At 64.8% G+C, this 17,979-nt stretch carries 13 protein-coding genes; 2 read left to right on the top strand and 11 right to left on the bottom strand.

The window, feature by feature from the left end; all coding sequences use genetic code 11:
• Nucleotides 1-6: 6 nt before the first annotated feature.
• The 7 genes from ACEW7X_RS15570 to ACEW7X_RS15600 form a co-directional block, all read right to left on the bottom strand.
• Nucleotides 7-4,959: an alpha-2-macroglobulin family protein gene (locus ACEW7X_RS15570; RefSeq protein ID WP_420177405.1), complete on the bottom strand. Its 4,953-nt coding sequence runs from the start codon at nucleotides 4,957-4,959 to the stop codon at nucleotides 7-9.
• A gap of 78 nt (nucleotides 4,960-5,037) precedes the next feature.
• Nucleotides 5,038-6,063: a lipoyl synthase gene (lipA, locus tag ACEW7X_RS15575; RefSeq protein ID WP_068367538.1), complete on the bottom strand. Its 1,026-nt coding sequence runs from the start codon at nucleotides 6,061-6,063 to the stop codon at nucleotides 5,038-5,040.
• Between the two features lie 167 nt (nucleotides 6,064-6,230).
• Nucleotides 6,231-6,932, bottom strand: a complete 702-nt coding sequence (gene lipB / locus ACEW7X_RS15580) for a lipoyl(octanoyl) transferase LipB (protein ID WP_257740295.1) — start codon at nucleotides 6,930-6,932, stop codon at nucleotides 6,231-6,233.
• A complete protein-coding gene (locus tag ACEW7X_RS15585) occupies nucleotides 6,932-7,201 on the bottom strand; it encodes a DUF493 family protein (protein WP_068367541.1) in 270 nt (89 codons plus the stop codon). Before ACEW7X_RS15585 ends, lipB begins: the two co-directional genes overlap by 1 nt.
• Nucleotides 7,202-7,288: 87 nt before the next feature.
• Nucleotides 7,289-8,182, bottom strand: a complete 894-nt coding sequence (locus ACEW7X_RS15590; protein ID WP_130486451.1) for a D-amino acid aminotransferase — start codon at nucleotides 8,180-8,182, stop codon at nucleotides 7,289-7,291.
• A gap of 135 nt (nucleotides 8,183-8,317) precedes the next feature.
• Nucleotides 8,318-9,532, bottom strand: a complete 1,215-nt coding sequence (locus tag ACEW7X_RS15595) for a D-alanyl-D-alanine carboxypeptidase family protein (protein ID WP_068367545.1) — start codon at nucleotides 9,530-9,532, stop codon at nucleotides 8,318-8,320.
• A 217-nt stretch (nucleotides 9,533-9,749) separates the two neighbouring features.
• Nucleotides 9,750-10,412, bottom strand: coding sequence for an alpha/beta hydrolase (locus ACEW7X_RS15600; RefSeq protein WP_068367547.1), 663 nt, complete (start codon nucleotides 10,410-10,412; stop codon nucleotides 9,750-9,752).
• A gap of 149 nt (nucleotides 10,413-10,561) precedes the next feature.
• Here ACEW7X_RS15600 and ACEW7X_RS15605 point away from each other — a divergent pair, with 149 nt between their 5' ends.
• Nucleotides 10,562-11,422 carry a biotin--[acetyl-CoA-carboxylase] ligase gene (locus ACEW7X_RS15605; protein WP_257740133.1) on the top strand — a complete coding sequence of 287 codons (861 nt, stop codon included), beginning with the start codon at nucleotides 10,562-10,564 and terminating at the stop codon, nucleotides 11,420-11,422.
• Nucleotides 11,419-12,213 carry a type III pantothenate kinase gene (locus ACEW7X_RS15610; protein ID WP_068367549.1) on the top strand — a complete coding sequence of 265 codons (795 nt, stop codon included), beginning with the start codon at nucleotides 11,419-11,421 and terminating at the stop codon, nucleotides 12,211-12,213. The genes ACEW7X_RS15605 and ACEW7X_RS15610 overlap by 4 nt, the downstream gene beginning before the upstream one ends.
• A gap of 118 nt (nucleotides 12,214-12,331) precedes the next feature.
• On the opposite strand, the gene ACEW7X_RS15615 is transcribed toward ACEW7X_RS15610, so the two are convergent.
• From ACEW7X_RS15615 to aspS, 4 genes are all read right to left on the bottom strand, one after another.
• On the bottom strand, nucleotides 12,332-13,633 hold the full coding sequence (locus ACEW7X_RS15615; protein ID WP_068367857.1) for a 3-deoxy-D-manno-octulosonic acid transferase: 1,302 nt from the start codon (nucleotides 13,631-13,633) through the stop codon (nucleotides 12,332-12,334).
• Nucleotides 13,634-13,744: 111 nt separating this feature from the next.
• Nucleotides 13,745-14,749 (bottom strand): lipopolysaccharide heptosyltransferase I, encoded by a 1,005-nt coding sequence (waaC, locus tag ACEW7X_RS15620; protein ID WP_130486447.1) that lies wholly within the window; start codon nucleotides 14,747-14,749, stop codon nucleotides 13,745-13,747.
• A gap of 319 nt (nucleotides 14,750-15,068) precedes the next feature.
• Entirely contained in the window at nucleotides 15,069-15,932 is an 864-nt protein-coding gene (locus ACEW7X_RS15625) for an endonuclease/exonuclease/phosphatase family protein (RefSeq protein WP_420177406.1), read from the bottom strand.
• Between the two features lie 36 nt (nucleotides 15,933-15,968).
• A complete protein-coding gene (gene aspS / locus ACEW7X_RS15630) occupies nucleotides 15,969-17,759 on the bottom strand; it encodes an aspartate--tRNA ligase (RefSeq protein ID WP_068367555.1) in 1,791 nt (596 codons plus the stop codon).
• Nucleotides 17,760-17,979 lie beyond the last annotated feature (220 nt).

Genomic DNA, 17,979 nt, shown 5'->3' on the forward strand with positions numbered 1-17,979 from the left:
GGCCTGTCAGGGCTTGATGGTCATGCGCCCTGGCGCCGCACCCAGGCCATTGCGCGACGGCGTGTACATAGACTCGACAAAGGGCGGCGGCACCAGATAGGTGCCCGGCGTCACTGCGCGCGCCAGGTACAACAGGCTGGTGTTCGTGTTGGGCGACAACGGCAGCGCCGCCACGTAGCGATCATCCCGGTATTCCTGGTGGATGATGTTGGTCTGCATCGCCCGCTGCCACAGATCATTGACCTGCCCCCCAGCCTGCTCCAGGCTGGCGGAGGCGTTTGCCAGGTTCTGGTTTTCCGGCTCCAGGCCGGCAGGCAACAGGTCCACGACCAGCGCATCGGGCACGTAAATATCAGCGCGCACGCTGATGGATACCAGAATCAGCTCGCCACTGCGGACATCGGCAAGGTTGATTGCATTGCCTGCCGTATCCAGGTACTGGCGCCGGATGGAGATGCCGTTGCTTTGCGCCTGTGGCACGGTTTTCGGATAGCCGCGCAGCGTCAGGCCTGCGTACAGTTCCGTCTCGCCCTCATTGCGCAGCGTCAGGGCATGGCCTGCCAGGTCTGCCGCAGGCACCATGACGCCACGAGCGCGATCGGAAGAAATCGTCTCGCTGCTGGCACCGGCTTCCCAGGTGGCGGTCCAGCGCGGCTGGGTCGATTGATCCAGCCGCACTGCGGCCAGCAGCAAGGAGGCACGTTCCTGCGTCGAGAGCCAGCGCTTATCGTGCATCAGGTCTGCGACCGACAACAACAGCTGATTGCGCTCGGTCGGCAAGGCGTCGCTTTCCAGCATCAGTTGCAGGATGGCGGCCCCGTCGCGCAGCTGGCTGCCGTAATCATTCAGCCAATAGTTTTCCGGACGTTGCTTGCCCAGTGCCTCGCGCAACGCAATTTCTCCGCGCTGGCTGTCGCCCATGGCGATCAGGGCCAGGCCCAGATGCGCCAGCGGCAGGCCGGACAGCGCCACGTCCCTGCGCTCGAACAGCGCGCGCAGGCTGGCCAGCGGCGCCTGCTTGCTGCGCGCCAGCACCGATCCGGCATAGGCGCGCACGGCGAAGATCGCATGCGCCGGCCGCTCCGAGTGAAAGTCCAGGCCAACATTGCCGTCAGTCAGGTAGGACTGCAGCTTGCGGGTTGCCTGTTCCAGCGCGAAGGCGGGCACCTCGTGTCCCTGCGCCTTGGCGCGCAGCAGGAAATCAGTCGCATACACCGTCACCCAGTGCGCCTCGGGCGACTCCGGGCTCCACAAGCCGAAGGCGCCATCGGCACGCTGCATGGACAGCAGACGCTGGATACCGATATCTACCGATTTGCGACGCTGCTCGTCCGGTTCGCTCTTCACGCCCAGACGCATGAGCGCCGCCTGGTCCAGGTACAGCGAAGCGTAAAGCCCGCTAACGGTCTGCTCGGTGCAACCGTACGGATAGGCAATCAGTTCCCGCACCTGTTCAGCGACATTCAGCGGCGGTTGCGATGACAGGTCGAGCACGGCCTGCAGGCCGCCCTCCTGCCAGCCACCATCCATATCGGCAGGCAGGGTCCAGGCCTCACCCGCCGCCGGCAGGACGGCCCGGAACTTGCGTGTCTGCGCGGGCACGGCCGGACGCACACCGATCTGCCAGTCGCGCGCCAGGGTGCCGCTGGCATCGTCGTCCACCTTCAGGCCACTGATCTTCACGGCGACAGTGCCCTGGCCGAAGCCGCCCACGGCCTTGATCGGGATGTCCAACGTGCGTTTGGCGCCATTGGCCAACTTGAGCCTGGTGCCCTTGGCGCGCTCGCCGTCAGCCGCCAGCGAACCGCTGAACTCCAACTTGATATCGAGATCCTGGACTGCACCAGACAGATTATGCAGATCCAGCGCCAGGGTGCTGCGGTCGCCGCCGGCCAGGAAACGCGGCGCAGCCAGTTCCGCCACCAGCGGCGCAGACACGACCGTGGCAGCTTCGCTGGCCCCGTAGGAAGCGTCATTCCAGACTTGCGCCATGACACGCAACTCGCCATTGAAATCCGGCACGTCGACATTGACGTCCACATAGCCTTCTTCGTTGGTCTTTACCGGGGCCGCCAGCAGCGACACCAGCCTGACCGTGGTCAGCGGCGGCAGGCCGCCAGGCGTGGACGAGGCATCCCCGCCGAAAGCCAGCGAGGCCTGGCGCAGGTTGCCGCCTTCGATCAGGCGGCCATACATGTCCATCTGATCGACACCGTAGCGCTTGCGGCCGAAGAAGGCGGTGTAGGGGTCAGGGGTCTTGAATTCGGTGATATTGAGGATGCCCACATCCACGGCGGACAGCAGGACATGCGCATTGGCCACCGGCTTGCCCTGCTCGTCCTTGACCTGCACTCGCGTGGTCAAGGCGCGTTCCGGGCGCATCTGCCCCGGTGCTTCCAGCGTCACGTTCAGCTTGCGGTCTTCGCGAGACAGCGGCAAATACAACACGCCCACGGCACGCTTGGGCGTCTGCACGGTTTTGCGCTCACCGGGGCGCAAGACCAATGCGCTGATATACAGATCGTGGCGATCCCAGTCACGCGCCACCGGAATCTCGAATACCTGGCCTTCGGCGGGCACGTCTATGGCCTGCCACCACAAGGGGCCTTCCGCAGACTCCACCATGAGATAGCCGCTGCCGGCAACGGGCGGCGCCACTGTCACCTTGGCCACGTCGCCAGCACGGTAGGACGCCTTGTCCAAAGTCAGGGCAACCTGGTCGGGACGCACCACGCCGGAACCTTCGCCGGTATCCTGCCAGCGATAGCCGGCCCAGAATCGTTCGCTGGAAACCAGGCCGGTGACCGGGTCTTCCACTTCCACGCGGTAAGGGCCCCACTCCACCATAAAGCCGGCCTCGGCGGACTGTCCGGCGGCGACATCAAGCGTGCGTTCGTCCACGACAAAATGTTTTTCATCGTAGCGGTAGCCCCAGCCGTCGCTACCGCCGTAGCTCCAGTAATAATCACGGCGCTCACGCACCAGGCGGACGATCAGCCCCTTGCTTGCCAGGCGCTTGCCTTCCCGGTCAGCCAAGACAAAATTGAACTCGGCCAGGCTATCCGCATCCACGCTGCCATCGCTGTCGACATTGACCAGGCGCACGCCCGGCAGACGCTCTGCCGGCCAGACGGCCACCGACTGGCGGCGCGTTACCGGCCGGCCCCCGGTTTCCTGGACGCTGGCCTGCAAGGTGATCTGTACCGGTGAACGCACCTCGCGCCACTGCGAAGGCTGCGAAATCACTGCAGTTCCGTCATCGGCCAGCACCGAAGGTTCCAGCTCGATGGTCTGGGTCAGCCCGGTTTCATCCACCCGGCCGAACTGATAGCCAGGCAAGGCGGCGACCGCTTCGCGCAATGGCGCGACGTAGATCTGCCCCGACAGGCGATTGCCGCCGGCCGGCGCACCGTAAAGATAGCGGGCCTCTATCCCGAACGCCACCTCGTCCGCCGGCTGCAGCAGCTCGGCGGGCTCTTCCAACGCCAGGCTCATGCGCTCGGGCATGAAGTCCTCGATATGGAACGTGTAGGTATGCACATCGCCGTTGCCAGTTCGAGCCTGCACCGTCCACAACCCGGCCTGCACATCGGATGGCAGGGCCAGATCACGCTGGTACAGGCCGCCGCTGTCTGCCGTCCAGGTAAAGCGCAAGCGCACATTGCCATCCGGCTGCATGACCTCCACCGCGACTGGCTGCGCGGCAACGGGCTTGCCGTCGGCGTCACGCAGCAAGGCATTGATAGGCACGGTTTCACCCGGACGGTAAAGATCGCGCGGGCCGAACATGAAGAAATTCAGGCTGCCCGATGGCGGCCCCTGCACCTTGAATTCAGACAGGTCCAGAACCGATGTGGCCAGGCGCAGCAAGGTGGTCTGGCCATCCTGCTGGGCAATGACCAGCCGGGCTTCTTCTTTCTGCGGCAATTCCAGCATGCCATGGCTGTCGGTGCTGCCACTGGCCAGCACCTTGCCGTCCTTGTCATGCACCGAGACTTCCACCCCGGACTTCGGCTTGCCGCCAGTCAGCGCCTGCGTCAGGACCAGCATGCGGTCATGGTAGCGGTGCACCGAAAGGCCGATATCACTCAGGCTGAACAGGGTGGTGGGCAAGGAATACTGATAGCTGCCCGCCCGCTGCATCACGGCGAAATAGACGCCCGGCTGCTTGAGCGGCTCTATGCTGCCCAATGGCAGGAGCACGGTCTCGCGGATATTGGGCTTGGTATGCAGGTCGAAGCGCCCCGAATACACCAGATCGGCGCTTCTGGTCAGATAGTCGGCATCCCAGAGATCCATGCCACCACGGATATTGCCGTACTCCAGCACCGAAACCAGGTTCTCCGGCCGGACGCGGAAGAAGTCGACATTCACTTTGTCGACATTCAACGCCATCACGGGCAGGCCGTCGACCAATTCCGTCGGCAACAGCGAACCGCTGGACGCGAAGCCCACGACCGGATCGGCGTCACGGGTCTTGATCGTCTCCCTGTTATCCTTTTGGAGGCGGGTGCCGCCCAGGCTGGACAAGCCGGCGGAGACAGTCACGTCCAGCGTCCGGCGCGGCGACAGCGGCCCCAGCGTGGCCGTCATCAGGTTGCGGGACAATTGCCAGGCGCCATCGACCTTGCCACTGCTCTGGTCGGAAACGCTCAGGTAATTATCCAGCTTCTGCTGCGGATCCAGCGGCGCCGAGAATGTTACGGCCAGCGTCGCAGCGCCGTCCTGCTGAATTTCCGAGATATCGAGCACTTCCAGCCAGCGCCCAGCGTACACCCGTGCCAGCTCGGCGCGCTCCTCTGCGCTCAGTTCCGCTCGCGGCGCCGAAGCGGCAGGCGCCTGTTGTTCCGAAGCGGCGGTCGGGGAAGTGGCTGGCGCGGGGGCTTGCGTGTCGGACGAGCGATCGCAGGCGGCCAATACCAGCAACGACAGGGCTACGGCAAGAGTCCTGAACGACATGGCGGAAATTCCAGAAAAAGAAGGGAACCCTGTTTCTGGCCGCCACGGCGGCCAGAAATCAGGAACGACAGGAAGTCATCAATTCACGCCAGCGGCGTTCGCCTGCTGGTCAGCATGGTAAGAAGAACGGACCATGGCGCCGACGGCGGCATGGCTGAAGCCCATGTCGTAGGCCTCGCGTTCGAACATGGCAAAGACATCGGGATGCACATAGCGCAACACGGGCAAGTGGTGCTCGGAAGGCTGCAGGTACTGGCCGATGGTCAGCATGTCAACATTGTGCTCACGCATGTCACGCATGACCTGCAGGATTTCCTCGTCGGTCTCCCCCAGGCCCAGCATCAGGCCGGACTTGGTCGGGATATGCGGCTGGCGTTCCTTGAACTGGGCCAGCAGCTTGAGCGAATGCATGTAGTCGGAGCCCGGACGCGACTGGCGATACAGGCGCGGCACGGTTTCCAGATTGTGGTTCATGACGTCGGGCGGCGCGATATCGAAGATATCCAGCGCGCGCTCCAGGCGGCCACGGAAATCCGGCACGAGCACTTCGATGCGCGTATTGGGCGACAGCTCGCGGATGCGCTGGATGCACTCGACGAAGTGCCCGGCACCACCGTCGCGCAGGTCGTCGCGGTCCACCGAGGTAATGACCACGTAGGACAGCTTCATGGCCGCAATGGAACGCGCCAGATTCAATGGCTCATCGACATCCAGCGGATCGGGGCGGCCATGACCGACGTCACAGAACGGGCAGCGCCGGGTGCACTTGTCACCCATGATCATGAAGGTCGCCGTACCCTTGCCGAAACATTCGCCGATGTTCGGGCAGGACGCTTCTTCACAGACCGTAAACAGATTGTGTTCGCGCAGGATCTTCTTGATCTCGTAGAAGCGCGAACCGGGCGTCGCCGCCTTGACTCGGATCCACTCCGGCTTCTTGAGCCGCTCCACCGGCACGATCTTGATGGGAATGCGCGCGGTCTTGGCCTGCGACTTCTGTTTCTGGGTCGGGTCATAAGCCGGCTGCGCGGCGGCGGCAGCGGGCTGCACCGCGCCAGTGGCAGCCGGCACGGCGATTTGGGCGGATTCTGCGGATTGGCTCATGCGTAGGATCTTTTGCAGCGCAACACGGATTCGGCCGTGTGGCGCAGTAAGAATGAGGAATAGCGCCAGTTTACTACCCCTGGCCCGCTGCGCCAGTCCCAGGGATGGTTACACAAGGTTATCGCGCGCTGCGCGCAGGCTGGCCATGGCCCAAGCCCGGGTCACCGTCAGGCGCGCAGCGCACGCCACAGGCTGGCGGCAAGTTCGTCTCCAGCCCCTTGGAAGTCACGGCGGATACCCTGGCCGGCCAGGTCTACGGTACGCAGTCCGGCGTACCCGCAGGGATTGATACGATCGAAAGGTTCCAGGTTCATCGCCAGGTTGAGTGATACGCCGTGGTAGGCCCTGCCGTTGCGGATCTTGACGCCCAGCGCCGCGACCTTTCCCACATTTGGCGCGGGCTGGCCAGGCATGGCGGGTGCCGGCGGCAAGCCGTCCAACGGCACATAAATACCCGGCGCGCCCGCCTGCCGGCAGGCGCCTGCCAGCCCCCAGCCATGCAGCACATCCAGTACGCCCTGCTCCAGACGGTAGACGTAGTCGCGCACATGGATGCCGGCCCGGCGCAAATCGAACAGGACATAGGCCATGATCTGCCCCGGACCGTGATAGGTCACTTGTCCGCCACGGTCACATTGCACGATAGGGATGTCGCCTGGACACAACAGATGCTCGGGCTTGCCCGCCTGACCCAGCGTATAGACCGGTGCGTGCTCGGTCAGCCAGATCTCATCGGCGGAATCGGCGCCACGCGTTTCGGTATAGCTGCGCATGGCTTCCCAGACCGGCAGGTAGGCAACCGGCCCGGCCAGCCAGCGGGTGCAATCCGCCGGCGTTGCCACAGGCGCGGCATGCACGGCTTCGACCATCACAGCAGATAGACCACCATGGGATGGCCATGCAGCGCGCGATACAGGTTATCGAGCTGCTCGCGCGACGTCGCCCGTACCGTAAAGGTGAGCCCGACATAATTGCCGCCGCTGCTGGGGCGCCGTTCCACGTTCGCGGAATCGAAATCCGGCGCGTGTTCGCGCACGATTGCACTCAGCAGGTCTTCCAGCTCCGGATGCTGGCGCCCCATGACCTTGATGGGGAAATCCAGCGGGAACTCGATAGCGGGTTGTTGCGGGGTCGTCATACTGCGGCTCCAAATAAAAACGGCCCGGCGCCCTCTCGGACAGCGCCGGCAAACACCTGGCATCGGCTGCCAGGATCAAGCCACCTATCAGGCGGCCGTCACTGGCGGCTGCGCCATTAAGGCTTCAATACGGGAATCATACGCCTGCGCCAGGCGTCGAAACACCGGGCCAGGCACGCCTGCGCCAACCGCGGCGCCATCCCGGCGCAGGACAGGCAGGACTTCCTTGCTTGCGGAAGTCAGCAGCAGCTCGTCAGCGGTTTCCACATCCGCCCGCGTGATGTCGCGGGCCTGGAATTCTATGCCCGCCTCCCTGGCCAGTTCGAGCATCAGCCCGTAGCGTATGCCTTCGAGAATCTTCGGCCCCAGCGGCGGCGCCAGCAACTTGCCGCCCTGCACCACCCAGGCGTTGCAGGACGAGCCTTCCGTCAGCAGGCCATCGCGAAACTGCAGCACTTCATCGACACCAGCCTCCACGGCCGCCTGTTTGGCCAGCACGTTGCCCAGCAGGGAAATGGATTTGATGTCGCAATGCAACCAGCGCTCGTCGGTGATGCTGATGACCGACAACCCGCGCTCGCGGGCCGCCGCATCCGGGCGCCGGAAAGCCGTTGCCATGGCGAAAACCGTGGGCTCGGGCGCAGGCACGGGAAACGGGTGGTCGCGGCGCGCAACGCCGCGCGTCACCTGGAAGTAAACAATGCAGTTCTCGGCTGCCTGGCGTGCGATCAAGGTTTCGACAATGCGCCGCACCCCTGCCATGCCCATGGGCAATTCCAGACGTATCGCAGCCAGGCTGCGCGCCAGGCGGGCAAGGTGCTCGTCCATGCGGAACGGCCGGCCCTGATAGGCAGGCACCACTTCATAGATACCGTCGCCGAAGATGAACCCCCGGTCGAGGACGGAAATCTTCGCTTCGCCTACCGGAAGATAAGCGCCATTCAGATAGACCAGCGTATCGGCTGCCATGCCTGGAATCATTGCTACTCCTTGCGGCGTTTAACCGCAGGAACGGGAAAAAGGCCACGAAGGAAACTGCCATGCCAGGCGGGTAGCCGCCCTGCCCGAAGACAGGGACGGCCCCCGGGCGCGGGTCAGCCCCGCACCCGGCGTGGATCAATCAAACCAGGACTTGACGTTATCCACCAGGCGGCCGAAGAAACCGGCACGCTCGACATCCTGCTTGACGACGAGCGGCGCAGTGGTCAGGACCTTGTCGTCGAGCGACAGCGATACCGTACCGATCTCCTGGCCGACATGCAGCGGCGCCAGCAAGGGGTCCGGGCGCGAGGCCACGGGCTTGACGTCCTGGGCGCGGCCACGCGGCACGGACAGCCACAGCGGCTCGGACGTACCCAGCTGCACCGTATCTTCCTTGCCTTCGCGCACCGGCACCACGAGGTTGGCGCTGTCATCGGCGAAGACCTTCACGGTATCGAAGTTCTGGAAGCTCCAGTTGAGCAGCTTCAGGCTTTCCTCGGCACGCGCAGCGTCGCTGTCGGTACCGACAACCACCGTCAGGATGCGGCGGTCACCGCGCATGGCCGTCGCGATCAGGCAGTAGCCTGCGGCGTCGGTAAAGCCCGTCTTCATGCCATCGACAGACGGATCGGCCCAGAGCAGACGATTGCGATTGGGCTGGGTAATGTTGTTATAGGTGAATTCGCGCTGCTTGTAGAAGCCGAAATACTGGGGATAGTCGCGGATCAGCGCCGTCGCCAGGGTCGCCAGGTCGCGCACCGTCGTGGTGTGCTGCGGGTCTGGCAGGCCAGTGGCGTTCATGAAATGACTGTCGGTCATGCCCAGTCGCTTCGCTTCCTTGTTCATCAGGTCGGCGAACACGGCTTCGCTACCGGCAATGGTCTCGGCCACTGCGACCGATGCGTCGTTGCCCGACTGCACGATCATGCCCTGCAGCAATTCATTGAAGGTCACCGGTTTGCGCGGTTCGATGAACATGCGCGAGCCACCGGTCTTCCAGGCATGCTGCGACACGGCCACCTGCTGGTCGGCCGTCACGCGCTTTTCATCCAGCGCAGCAAAAGCCAGATAGGCCGTCATGACTTTGGTCAGCGAAGCCGGCTCGACACGCATGTCCGGCTGCGAACCTGCCAGCACCTGGCCGCTGGTAACGTCGATGGAGATCCAGGCGCGTGCCGCGATGACCGGTGCAGGAATGGACGACAGCTCGGCGACTGCGGCCGGCGTACCCGGCGCCTGCGCCGCAGTAGTCTGGGCGGTGGCCAGCAATGGCGCAGCGGCCAGCGCCAGCGTCACCAGGGTACGCCGCACGGGACGCCATGGGGATTTCTTGTGAGAAGCAGCTGTCATGGATAAAAGCAGAAAAGACGAATCCGGAGGCACGGCTTACCGCCCGCCCCCCGGACGGGGTTCAGGATGGAAGCGGTTATTGTCTCACCTTCCCGCCGGCACAAGAAAGCCAACGGCGGAAACCCTCTGTAACGATACCGCCACCGCATGCATAGCAATGCCTTGTGACCGGCACTCGCCCCGCAAAGTTCCTGCCAGGTTTCGGCATCCCTGGGGTTCAGCCGCACAGCCTGGCGATGTGCGCTTCGGCCAGGCCACGCAAGGTGATCAGATGCCCATGGAAGAAATGGCCAGCCCCGGGCACGACAGTAACCGGCACACCATCGGCGCGCAGCCAGTCGAACACTTCCGCCAGGGGCACGACGTCATCCACTTCGCCATGCACCAGCAGCGTGCGGTCCAGCGGCACCCGCCGGGCTTCTTCCTGGCCTTCCAGCGGAAAACGCGCCACTGCCGGCCCCGCCAGCAGCAAGGCATCCGGCGCGCGCTCCTGGCGCGCATAGGCATCGTAGACATGCGCCGCCACGGCGGTGCCAAAGGAAAATCCACCCAGCGCCCACGCGCCTGCGGCAGCATCGGGGTAGCGGGTACGAAACTGCTCGACCAGCGCAATCATGTCGCGGGTTTCGCCACGCGCATGGTCGAAGCTGCCTTCGGACTGCCCCACACCACGGAAATCGGGACGCACGGCCAGCAGGCCGCGCTGGTTGGCCGCACGCGCGATGGTCGTCACGACCTTGTTGCCGCGCGCACCGCCATGCAGGGGGTGGGGGTGCAACACCAATGCCCACCCCTTGACCTCACCGTCGGGCCAGTCCAGCGCGCAGTCGATGCGGCCGGCTTCGCCCTCGAAGATTTCAGTTTCCGTTCTTGCTGCCATAGTCTGTCCTCCTGTCGCCGCCCACGGCGAATACATACAGGACGAATCATACCGGCGCGGCCGGCCGCATGCAGGCCCGGCAGCCAGCCGGCCAGCGCTTTCCCACTGCGCCAGAGGCGGTCGCGGCCAATTCCTATAAAATCGCCGCCATGAGTATGCCCACTGCCCCATTTGCCCTGCCTGCCGCCGCCATGCTGCAGTCCGCGCTGGCCCCCAGGCTCGCGGACTTTGGCATGCTGCGCTGGGTTGAGGAAACCGGTTCCACGAACGCGGACCTGATGACCCTGATCCGCGAGGCCACCCCACCCGCCCTGCCCTGGCTGCTGGGCGCGCACCTGCAGATCCAGGGCCGGGGCCGTGCCGGACGCCCCTGGAATGCCGCGCCAGGCGCGGCACTGATGCTTTCCTGTGCCTTCCCCACCACGGCCGCGCCCGCACTGTTGCCCAGCCTGTCCCTGGTTGCCGGCATTGCCGCCTGCGAAGCGTTGCGACGCCACGCAGGTGACAATGCCGGCCAGGTACTGATGAAATGGCCCAACGATTTGCAGTACGGCGACGCCAAGCTGGCCGGCATCCTGGTGGAAACCGCCCGCCAACCCGCCACGGGCCAGCGCGCTGTCGTCATGGGCATGGGCGTAAACCTGCGCGACGCCGCAGCGGTCAGCCAGCATTTTGGCCGCGCCGTGGCCGACTGGAGTCAGGTCAGCGGCGCCGCCCCCGGCAGCGCCGAGCAATGGCTGGATATGGCCGTGCAACTGGCCGCTGACATCGCCAGCGCCTGGCAGACCGCCGTGCACCTGCATGAAACCGCAGGCTTCCAGCCCTTTCTGGACCGGCATGCCGGCATGGACGCGCTGGCCAGCCGGCAGGTCAATGTCATCGAGGACGGCCGGGTACTGTTGTCCGGCACCGCCGCCGGACTGGACGGGTTCGGCCGTTTGCAGGTGCGCCACGCCCTGGGCATGGATGCAATTACCGTCGGCGAGATCTCCGTCAGGGCCCAAGCATGAAACTATTGATAGATGCCGGCAACACCCGGATCAAGCTGGCGGCCTGGAGCGCGCCGGATGGCCGGGCCACGGACGTGCTGTCACTGGCCCATGAAGACATTCCGACCGTGCTGCCCGGCTGGCTTGCGGCGCAGCAACCGCCATTCCGGCAAGCCTGTGGCGTCAATGTGGCCGGCACGGCGCTCGGACAGCGCCTGGCGGACATCCTTGCCGCCGCAGGCTGCGCGCTGGAATGGCTCAAGCCGGCTGCCAGCGCCCTCGGACTGCACAATGGCTACGACGCGCCAGGGCAATTGGGCGCGGACCGCTGGGCGGCGCTGCTGGGCATCTGGCACAAGCGCCGCCAGGCCGGCACGCCCCTGCTGCTGGCCACCTTCGGCACGGCCACGACGATAGACGCCATCAGCCCGGAAGGCGGCTTTCTGGGCGGATTGATTCTGCCCGGCGCAGCCATGATGCGACGCAGCCTGGCCCAGGGCACGGCCCACCTGCCGCTGGCTGCCGGCGACCTGCAGAATTTCCCGACCAATACGCATGACGCCATCTCCAGCGGCATGGCCGCCGCTCAGGCCGGGGCCGTGCTGCGCCAATGGCTGGCGCTGCGTCAGCATTGCGACGCAGCGCCGCAGCTTTTCGTGTCCGGCGGCAACTGGCCGCAACTGGCCGGCGAAGTGGAAAGCCTGCTGCAAAGCCTGGCCGCATTGGCGAACCTGCCCCCTATTGTCCCGCAACTGGTGCCGCATGCCGTGCTGGACGGCCTGGCACACCTGGCTGGCAACGCCCCCGCGTGACCTCTGCCCGACCCCTTATGCGCCTGGAGACAAGCGCATAAGGAAGAACCCGTTCAAAATACAGTGTCAGGCTGCGGACTCAAGCGGCAAACTCAGGCAACAAACTCAGGCAGAAAAATCAGGCGGCAGGTGCCGCGTCCAGGCCCAAGGCGGTCATCATGCGCGCCGTGGCGCCTGTATGGCTGTCGGCCCACTGCCGTGCGCGCGCTGCCATGGCGGTACGGCGCGCATCATTGCACACCAGATCCCAGGCCAGTTTCACGGCAGCGTCGGCATCGCCGGCCCGCAAACAGGCGCCACGTGCCAGGGCATCTTCCACCGCATCCTTGAAATTGAAGGTATGAGGCCCCACGATGACCGGCGCACCGGCCAGACAGGCTTCTATCAGGTTGTGGCCCCCCATGGGCTCGAAACTGCCAGCCACGATCGCCACATCCGCCGCCGCATAGAAGAACGCCAGCTCCCCCATGGAATCGCCCAGCAGCACGGCCGTTTCCAGCCCGGGCAGCGGCACTTCCTCGCTTTCGCTGCGACGCCGGGCGGGCAATTCGCGCTCTGCCAGCACGGCAGCCGCGGAATCAAACCTTTGCGGGTGACGCGGCACCAGGACGAACAGGCAATCCGCAGCCGCCAGGTGCGCACGCCGCAAGGCGGCAATCGCCTGCGCGATCTGGACGTCTTCCCCTTCCCGCGTGCTGGCAATCAGGATAACCGGCCGCCCCAGACGGATGCGCCAACCGCGCCCCGCCTGCAATTGGCGTGCCGGCACCTGCTGGTCGAATTTCAGGTTTCCCACGACCTGCACGTTCCGCGCACCGGCCAGCGTCAGGCGTCCGGCGTCGGCCTGGGTCTGCGCCAGCACCGGCGCCAAGCCCCGCAGGGCCGGCCGGATGAGCCAGGCAAAACGGCGCGCCTGGCGCAGTGATTTGCCGGAAAAGCGCGCGCTGGCCAGGGCTACGGGCAAGCCACGCTGGCGCGCAGCAGCCAGCAAATTCGGCCAGATTTCACGCTCGATCAATATGCCCTGGGCAGGCTGGTGATACGCCAGGAAACGACGCGTAGCACCAGGGAAATCATAGGGAATCCAGGCTTGCTGCAACTGGCCAGATGCAATGGCAGCGGCAAACAGGCGCTCGCCCTCGGCGCGGCCAGTGGCCGTCATGTGCGTGAGCAATACCGGATGGCCAGCAGCGAGGATTTGCTGCACCAGGGGCTGCGCCGCCCGGGTCTCCCCGACACTGACGGCATGCACCCACTGCGCCCCGGTACGCGCTGGCGCCTGCTGGCGGCCGTAGTAGCCGAAGCGCCCGGCCCCCAGCACCTCCCAGCGGCCGCCCGCACGGCGGCCACGGCGGGCCAGCATCAACCATGCCAATGGCGCCAACAGATACAGTAGACAGCAGTACAGCAGCCTGGCCAGCCGTTCCACGCTCGTTGAAGAAATGGGCGGCTCCGAAGGGGAACTGCCTCGCTGGCCCTCGGCCTGCTGACCAGGGCTTGCGCTTGGGCGCGTGTTCATGACATCTCCGGATTAAATCGGCAAGCTTACCGTCGGCCCCATGGCCTGCTCGATGGCGCGCCTGACGGCTTCGTAGTCGGGCGGCTGGCCTTTGTCGCCCAGGCTGGCCGTGTAAGCAGTACCCACCAGGCCGCCGCGCCTGGGAGTGGAGTCGGTATAAATGCCTATGGTCGGGCGTCCCAAGGCTGCAGACAGATGCGTCAGCCCGGTGTCAAGGCCCAGCATCACACGCGCTCCGGCCAGGAGCTGCGCCACTTCCGTCAAGGCCATGCGCGGCAGGACAGTCACGCCGTCCATATCCTGCACCAGGGCTTGCGCCCACTCAAACTCCGCCTGGCTGCCAGACACAATGCGCAGTTGCAGGCCGGCCTGGCGCAGTTGCGCGAAAACCTGGTGCCAATGAGCGTCGGCCCAGCGCTTTTCCGGACGGCTGGCAGACGGCATGATCACGGCATAGGGAGCTTCGCGCTGCTCATAGGCTTCGACAAAGGACGCAGGCGGCTCTGGCCGGATCAGGAAGCGCGACAGGCCGAAATCCGGCGGCGCATCCAGGTTGTAGCCAAATGTCTTGGCGCCCAGCTGGCGCTGGCGCAGAACGCCGGGCTGCCAGAACTCGATGCGGTGTTTCACATCGTAGAACAGCGACGCAATCGCTTCGCGCGCGGATTTCCAGTCCAGCCCATGACGCCGCCCCTGAGCCTGGCGTGCAACCCAGACGGTCTTGAGCATGCCCTGCATGTCGAGGACGACATCGTAGTGATAGCGCCCCAGACGCTCCCTCAAGGCTTCGCGTTCCGCCTTGACCTCGGGTGCCCACCAGCTCTTGCGCCAGCGCCTGTGCGCCACCTTGATGACCTCGTTGACGCCGGGGTGCCAGGCAGGGATTTCGGCGAACGCCTCTTCCGCCACCCAATCTATGGTGGCGCCAGGGAAATGACGCTGAATATCTGAAACTACCGGCAGCACGTGAATCATGTCCCCCAGGGACGATGTGCGCACTAGAAGAATACGATTCATGCAGTTTCCGGCCGTGCAAAAAAGCCTCTTCGCCATGCCGTCCGCAAGGTGCCCCGCAAGGAGGTGCCTGCGCCCCGGAATGGCCTAGCGGCAAAAAACAGGAATTCAGCCACACATGACAGTATGGCAACAATTGAAAACAGGTATGTCTTGCAGTGTACCGAAAAAAAACGCCAGGCAAAAAAAGCGGCCGAGAAGAAACACAGCCTGGAAGTCCGAGCCGCCTCGCCACCAGGCGCAACAGCCCTCTGCGCCACACCGGAACCGCGCTGCCCAGGGCCTTGCCACCAAGGGCGCGACCAGCGCCAGGACAGCAGCCTCAGGGCAGTTCGAGTTCGGTCAGGATAGGGGAATGATCGGAGAACTTGCCCCAGGGCTGGCCGCGCAACACCCGGGCGCTGCGCACGGCAAAGCCCCGCTGGTAAATGCGGTCCAGGCGGAACCAGGGGAAGACGGCGGGGAAAGTGCGTGGCGGCGGCACCAGGCGCGAAGAACTGCCCATGCCCAGCTGGTTGACGCGGTGCTCCACCCCGCCAGCGCCGCGGCCCTGGCCACGCAGCGTATTGCTGATGGCGCGCACGGATTCTCGCAGCCTGGGCAGGCCCACACCCTGCGCACGCGGCGCATTCGCAAAGACTTCATAGACCCCGAGCTGCTCAACGAACAGCGGCGACAGGCTGTTCTGCCAGTCGTTGAAATCGCCCGCGATCAGCAGCGGGGAATCACCCGGCACCTGGGTCTTGATGCGCTCCATCAAGGCCTGGATCTGCCGCACCCGGCTGCCTGCGAACAGGCCCAGGTGCACCACGAAGCAATGCACCTCGTGGCCATCCAGTTCCACCCGCACGTGCAGCAGCCCGCGCTGCTCCAGCTTATGGTCGGAGATATCCTGGTTTTCGTGGCCGATGATGGGATAGCGCGACAACAGTGCATTGCCATGCTCGGAGTGGTCGCGGACGGCGTTGCGGCCATACGCGACCTGGAGATCCAGCCCCGCCGCCAGGGATTCGTGCTGCGCATCGAGCACGCCCGACAAGTCGTTGCGGCCCTGGACTTCCTGCAGGAAGACCAGGTCCGGGCTGAGCCCATGCAGCCCCAGCCGCAAGTCATACAGTGATTCCCGACTGCCCAGCGCCGAACGTCCCTTGTGGATGTTGTAGCTGACGACCCGGATCACTGACATGCCTGCGCCTCCCGAGGCTTCATGGTAACTGGAAGCTTACTTCACTTCCGTTTGGCGCAGGCGGATATGCAACTCGCGCAATTGCTTTTCATCAACTTCCGACGGCGCCTGGGTCAGCAGGCACTGCGCACGTTGGGTCTTGGGGAAGGCAATCACGTCACGGATGGACTCGGCGCCGGTCATCATGGTGACGATGCGATCCAGGCCGAACGCCAGGCCGCCATGGGGCGGCGCGCCATACTGCAGCGCATCGAGCAGGAAGCCGAATTTCTCGCGGGCTTCTTCCGGGCCGATCTTCAGCGCATTGAACACCTTGCTCTGCACTTCGGCACGGTGGATACGCACCGAACCGCCACCGATTTCCCAGCCGTTCAGCACCATGTCGTAGGCCTTGGCCAGCGCCTTGCCCGGATCGGTTTCGAGCAGATCCTCGTGGCCGTCCTTGGGGCTGGTGAAGGGATGGTGGGCCGCCACGTAGCGATCGTCTTCCTCGTCGTATTCGAACATCGGGAAATCGACCACCCACAGCGGCTTCCAGCCACTTTCGAACAGGCCGTTGTTGCGGCCGAATTCGCTGTGGCCGATCTTGACGCGCAAGCCGCCAATGGCGTCGTTCACGACCTTGGCGCGGTCGGCGCCAAAGAAGATGATGTCGCCGTCCTGGGCGCCGCTGCGCTTGACCAGTTCGGCCAGCGCGGCATCGTGCAGGTTCTTGACGATGGGCGACTGCAGGCCTTCGCGGCCCTTGGCCACTTCATTGACCTTGATCCAGGCCAGGCCCTTGGCGCCATAGATACCGACGAACTGGGTGTAGCTGTCGATTTCGCTGCGCGACAGGGCCGCGCCGCCCGGCACGCGCAGCGCCACGACACGGCTGCCCGGCGCATTGGCGGCAGCGGAAAATACCTTGAAATCCACGTCACGCATCACATCGGTGACATCGGTGAATTCCAGCTTGACGCGCAGGTCGGGCTTGTCCGAGCCATAGCGGCGCATGGCTTCGTCCCAGGTCATCGTGGGGAAGCTTTCGGCCAGGTCCACGCCTTGCACCGACTTGAAGACCGAGCGGATCATGCCTTCGAAGATCGCGCGAATCTCGACTTCATCGAGGAAGGAGGTTTCGCAGTCGATCTGGGTAAATTCAGGCTGGCGGTCGGCGCGCAGGTCTTCGTCGCGGAAGCACTTGGTGATCTGGTAGTAACGGTCGAAACCGGCCACCATCAGCATCTGCTTGAAGAGCTGCGGCGATTGCGGCAGCGCGAAGAAGTGGCCGGCGTTCACACGCGAGGGCACCAGGTAGTCGCGCGCGCCTTCCGGCGTGCTCTTGGTCAGCATCGGGGTTTCGATGTCGATGAAGCCCAGGCTGTCGAGGTACTTGCGCACTTCGATGGACACGCGGTAGCGCAGCATCAGGTTGCGCTGCATCTGCGGGCGGCGCAGGTCCAGCACGCGGTGCGTCAGGCGGGTCGTTTCGGACAGATTGTCGTCATCGAGCTGGAACGGCGGCGTGACCGAGGCGTTGAGGATTTCGACCTCGCGGCACAGGATTTCGATTTCGCCGGATTTCAGGTCTTTATTGACCGTGCCTTCGGGGCGGGCACGCACCAGGCCGGTGACTCGCACGCAAAACTCGTTGCGCAGGCGTTCGGCAATGGCAAAGGACTCGACGCCATCGGGGTCGAACACCACCTGGGCCAGGCCCTCGCGGTCGCGAAGGTCGATGAAGATCACGCCACCGTGATCACGACGACGATGCACCCAGCCGTACAAGGTGACGGTCTGGCCGAGATGGTCGCGACAAACCTGGCCGGTGTAGCAGGTACGCATGCGAGGAAACTCCGTGTATGAACTTGTTTGGTTCGGACTGTCCGCCGGGGCGGGCATGGCGTAAGCGCAGCAGGCCCGGGCGCATGATGCGGCACACAAGGCGCCGCCACGCTGGCGCCGGCCCCCGCCCAAAGGAGAGGCCAGCCGGAAAAACACGATTTTAGCCTCTTTTGTGCAGGTGGCCGTGACAGACATGGACAAGTCTGCGCCGGCCGCCCTC

This window comes from Kerstersia gyiorum, from assembly GCF_048595715.1.
Lineage (GTDB): Bacteria > Pseudomonadota > Gammaproteobacteria > Burkholderiales > Burkholderiaceae_B > Kerstersia > Kerstersia gyiorum.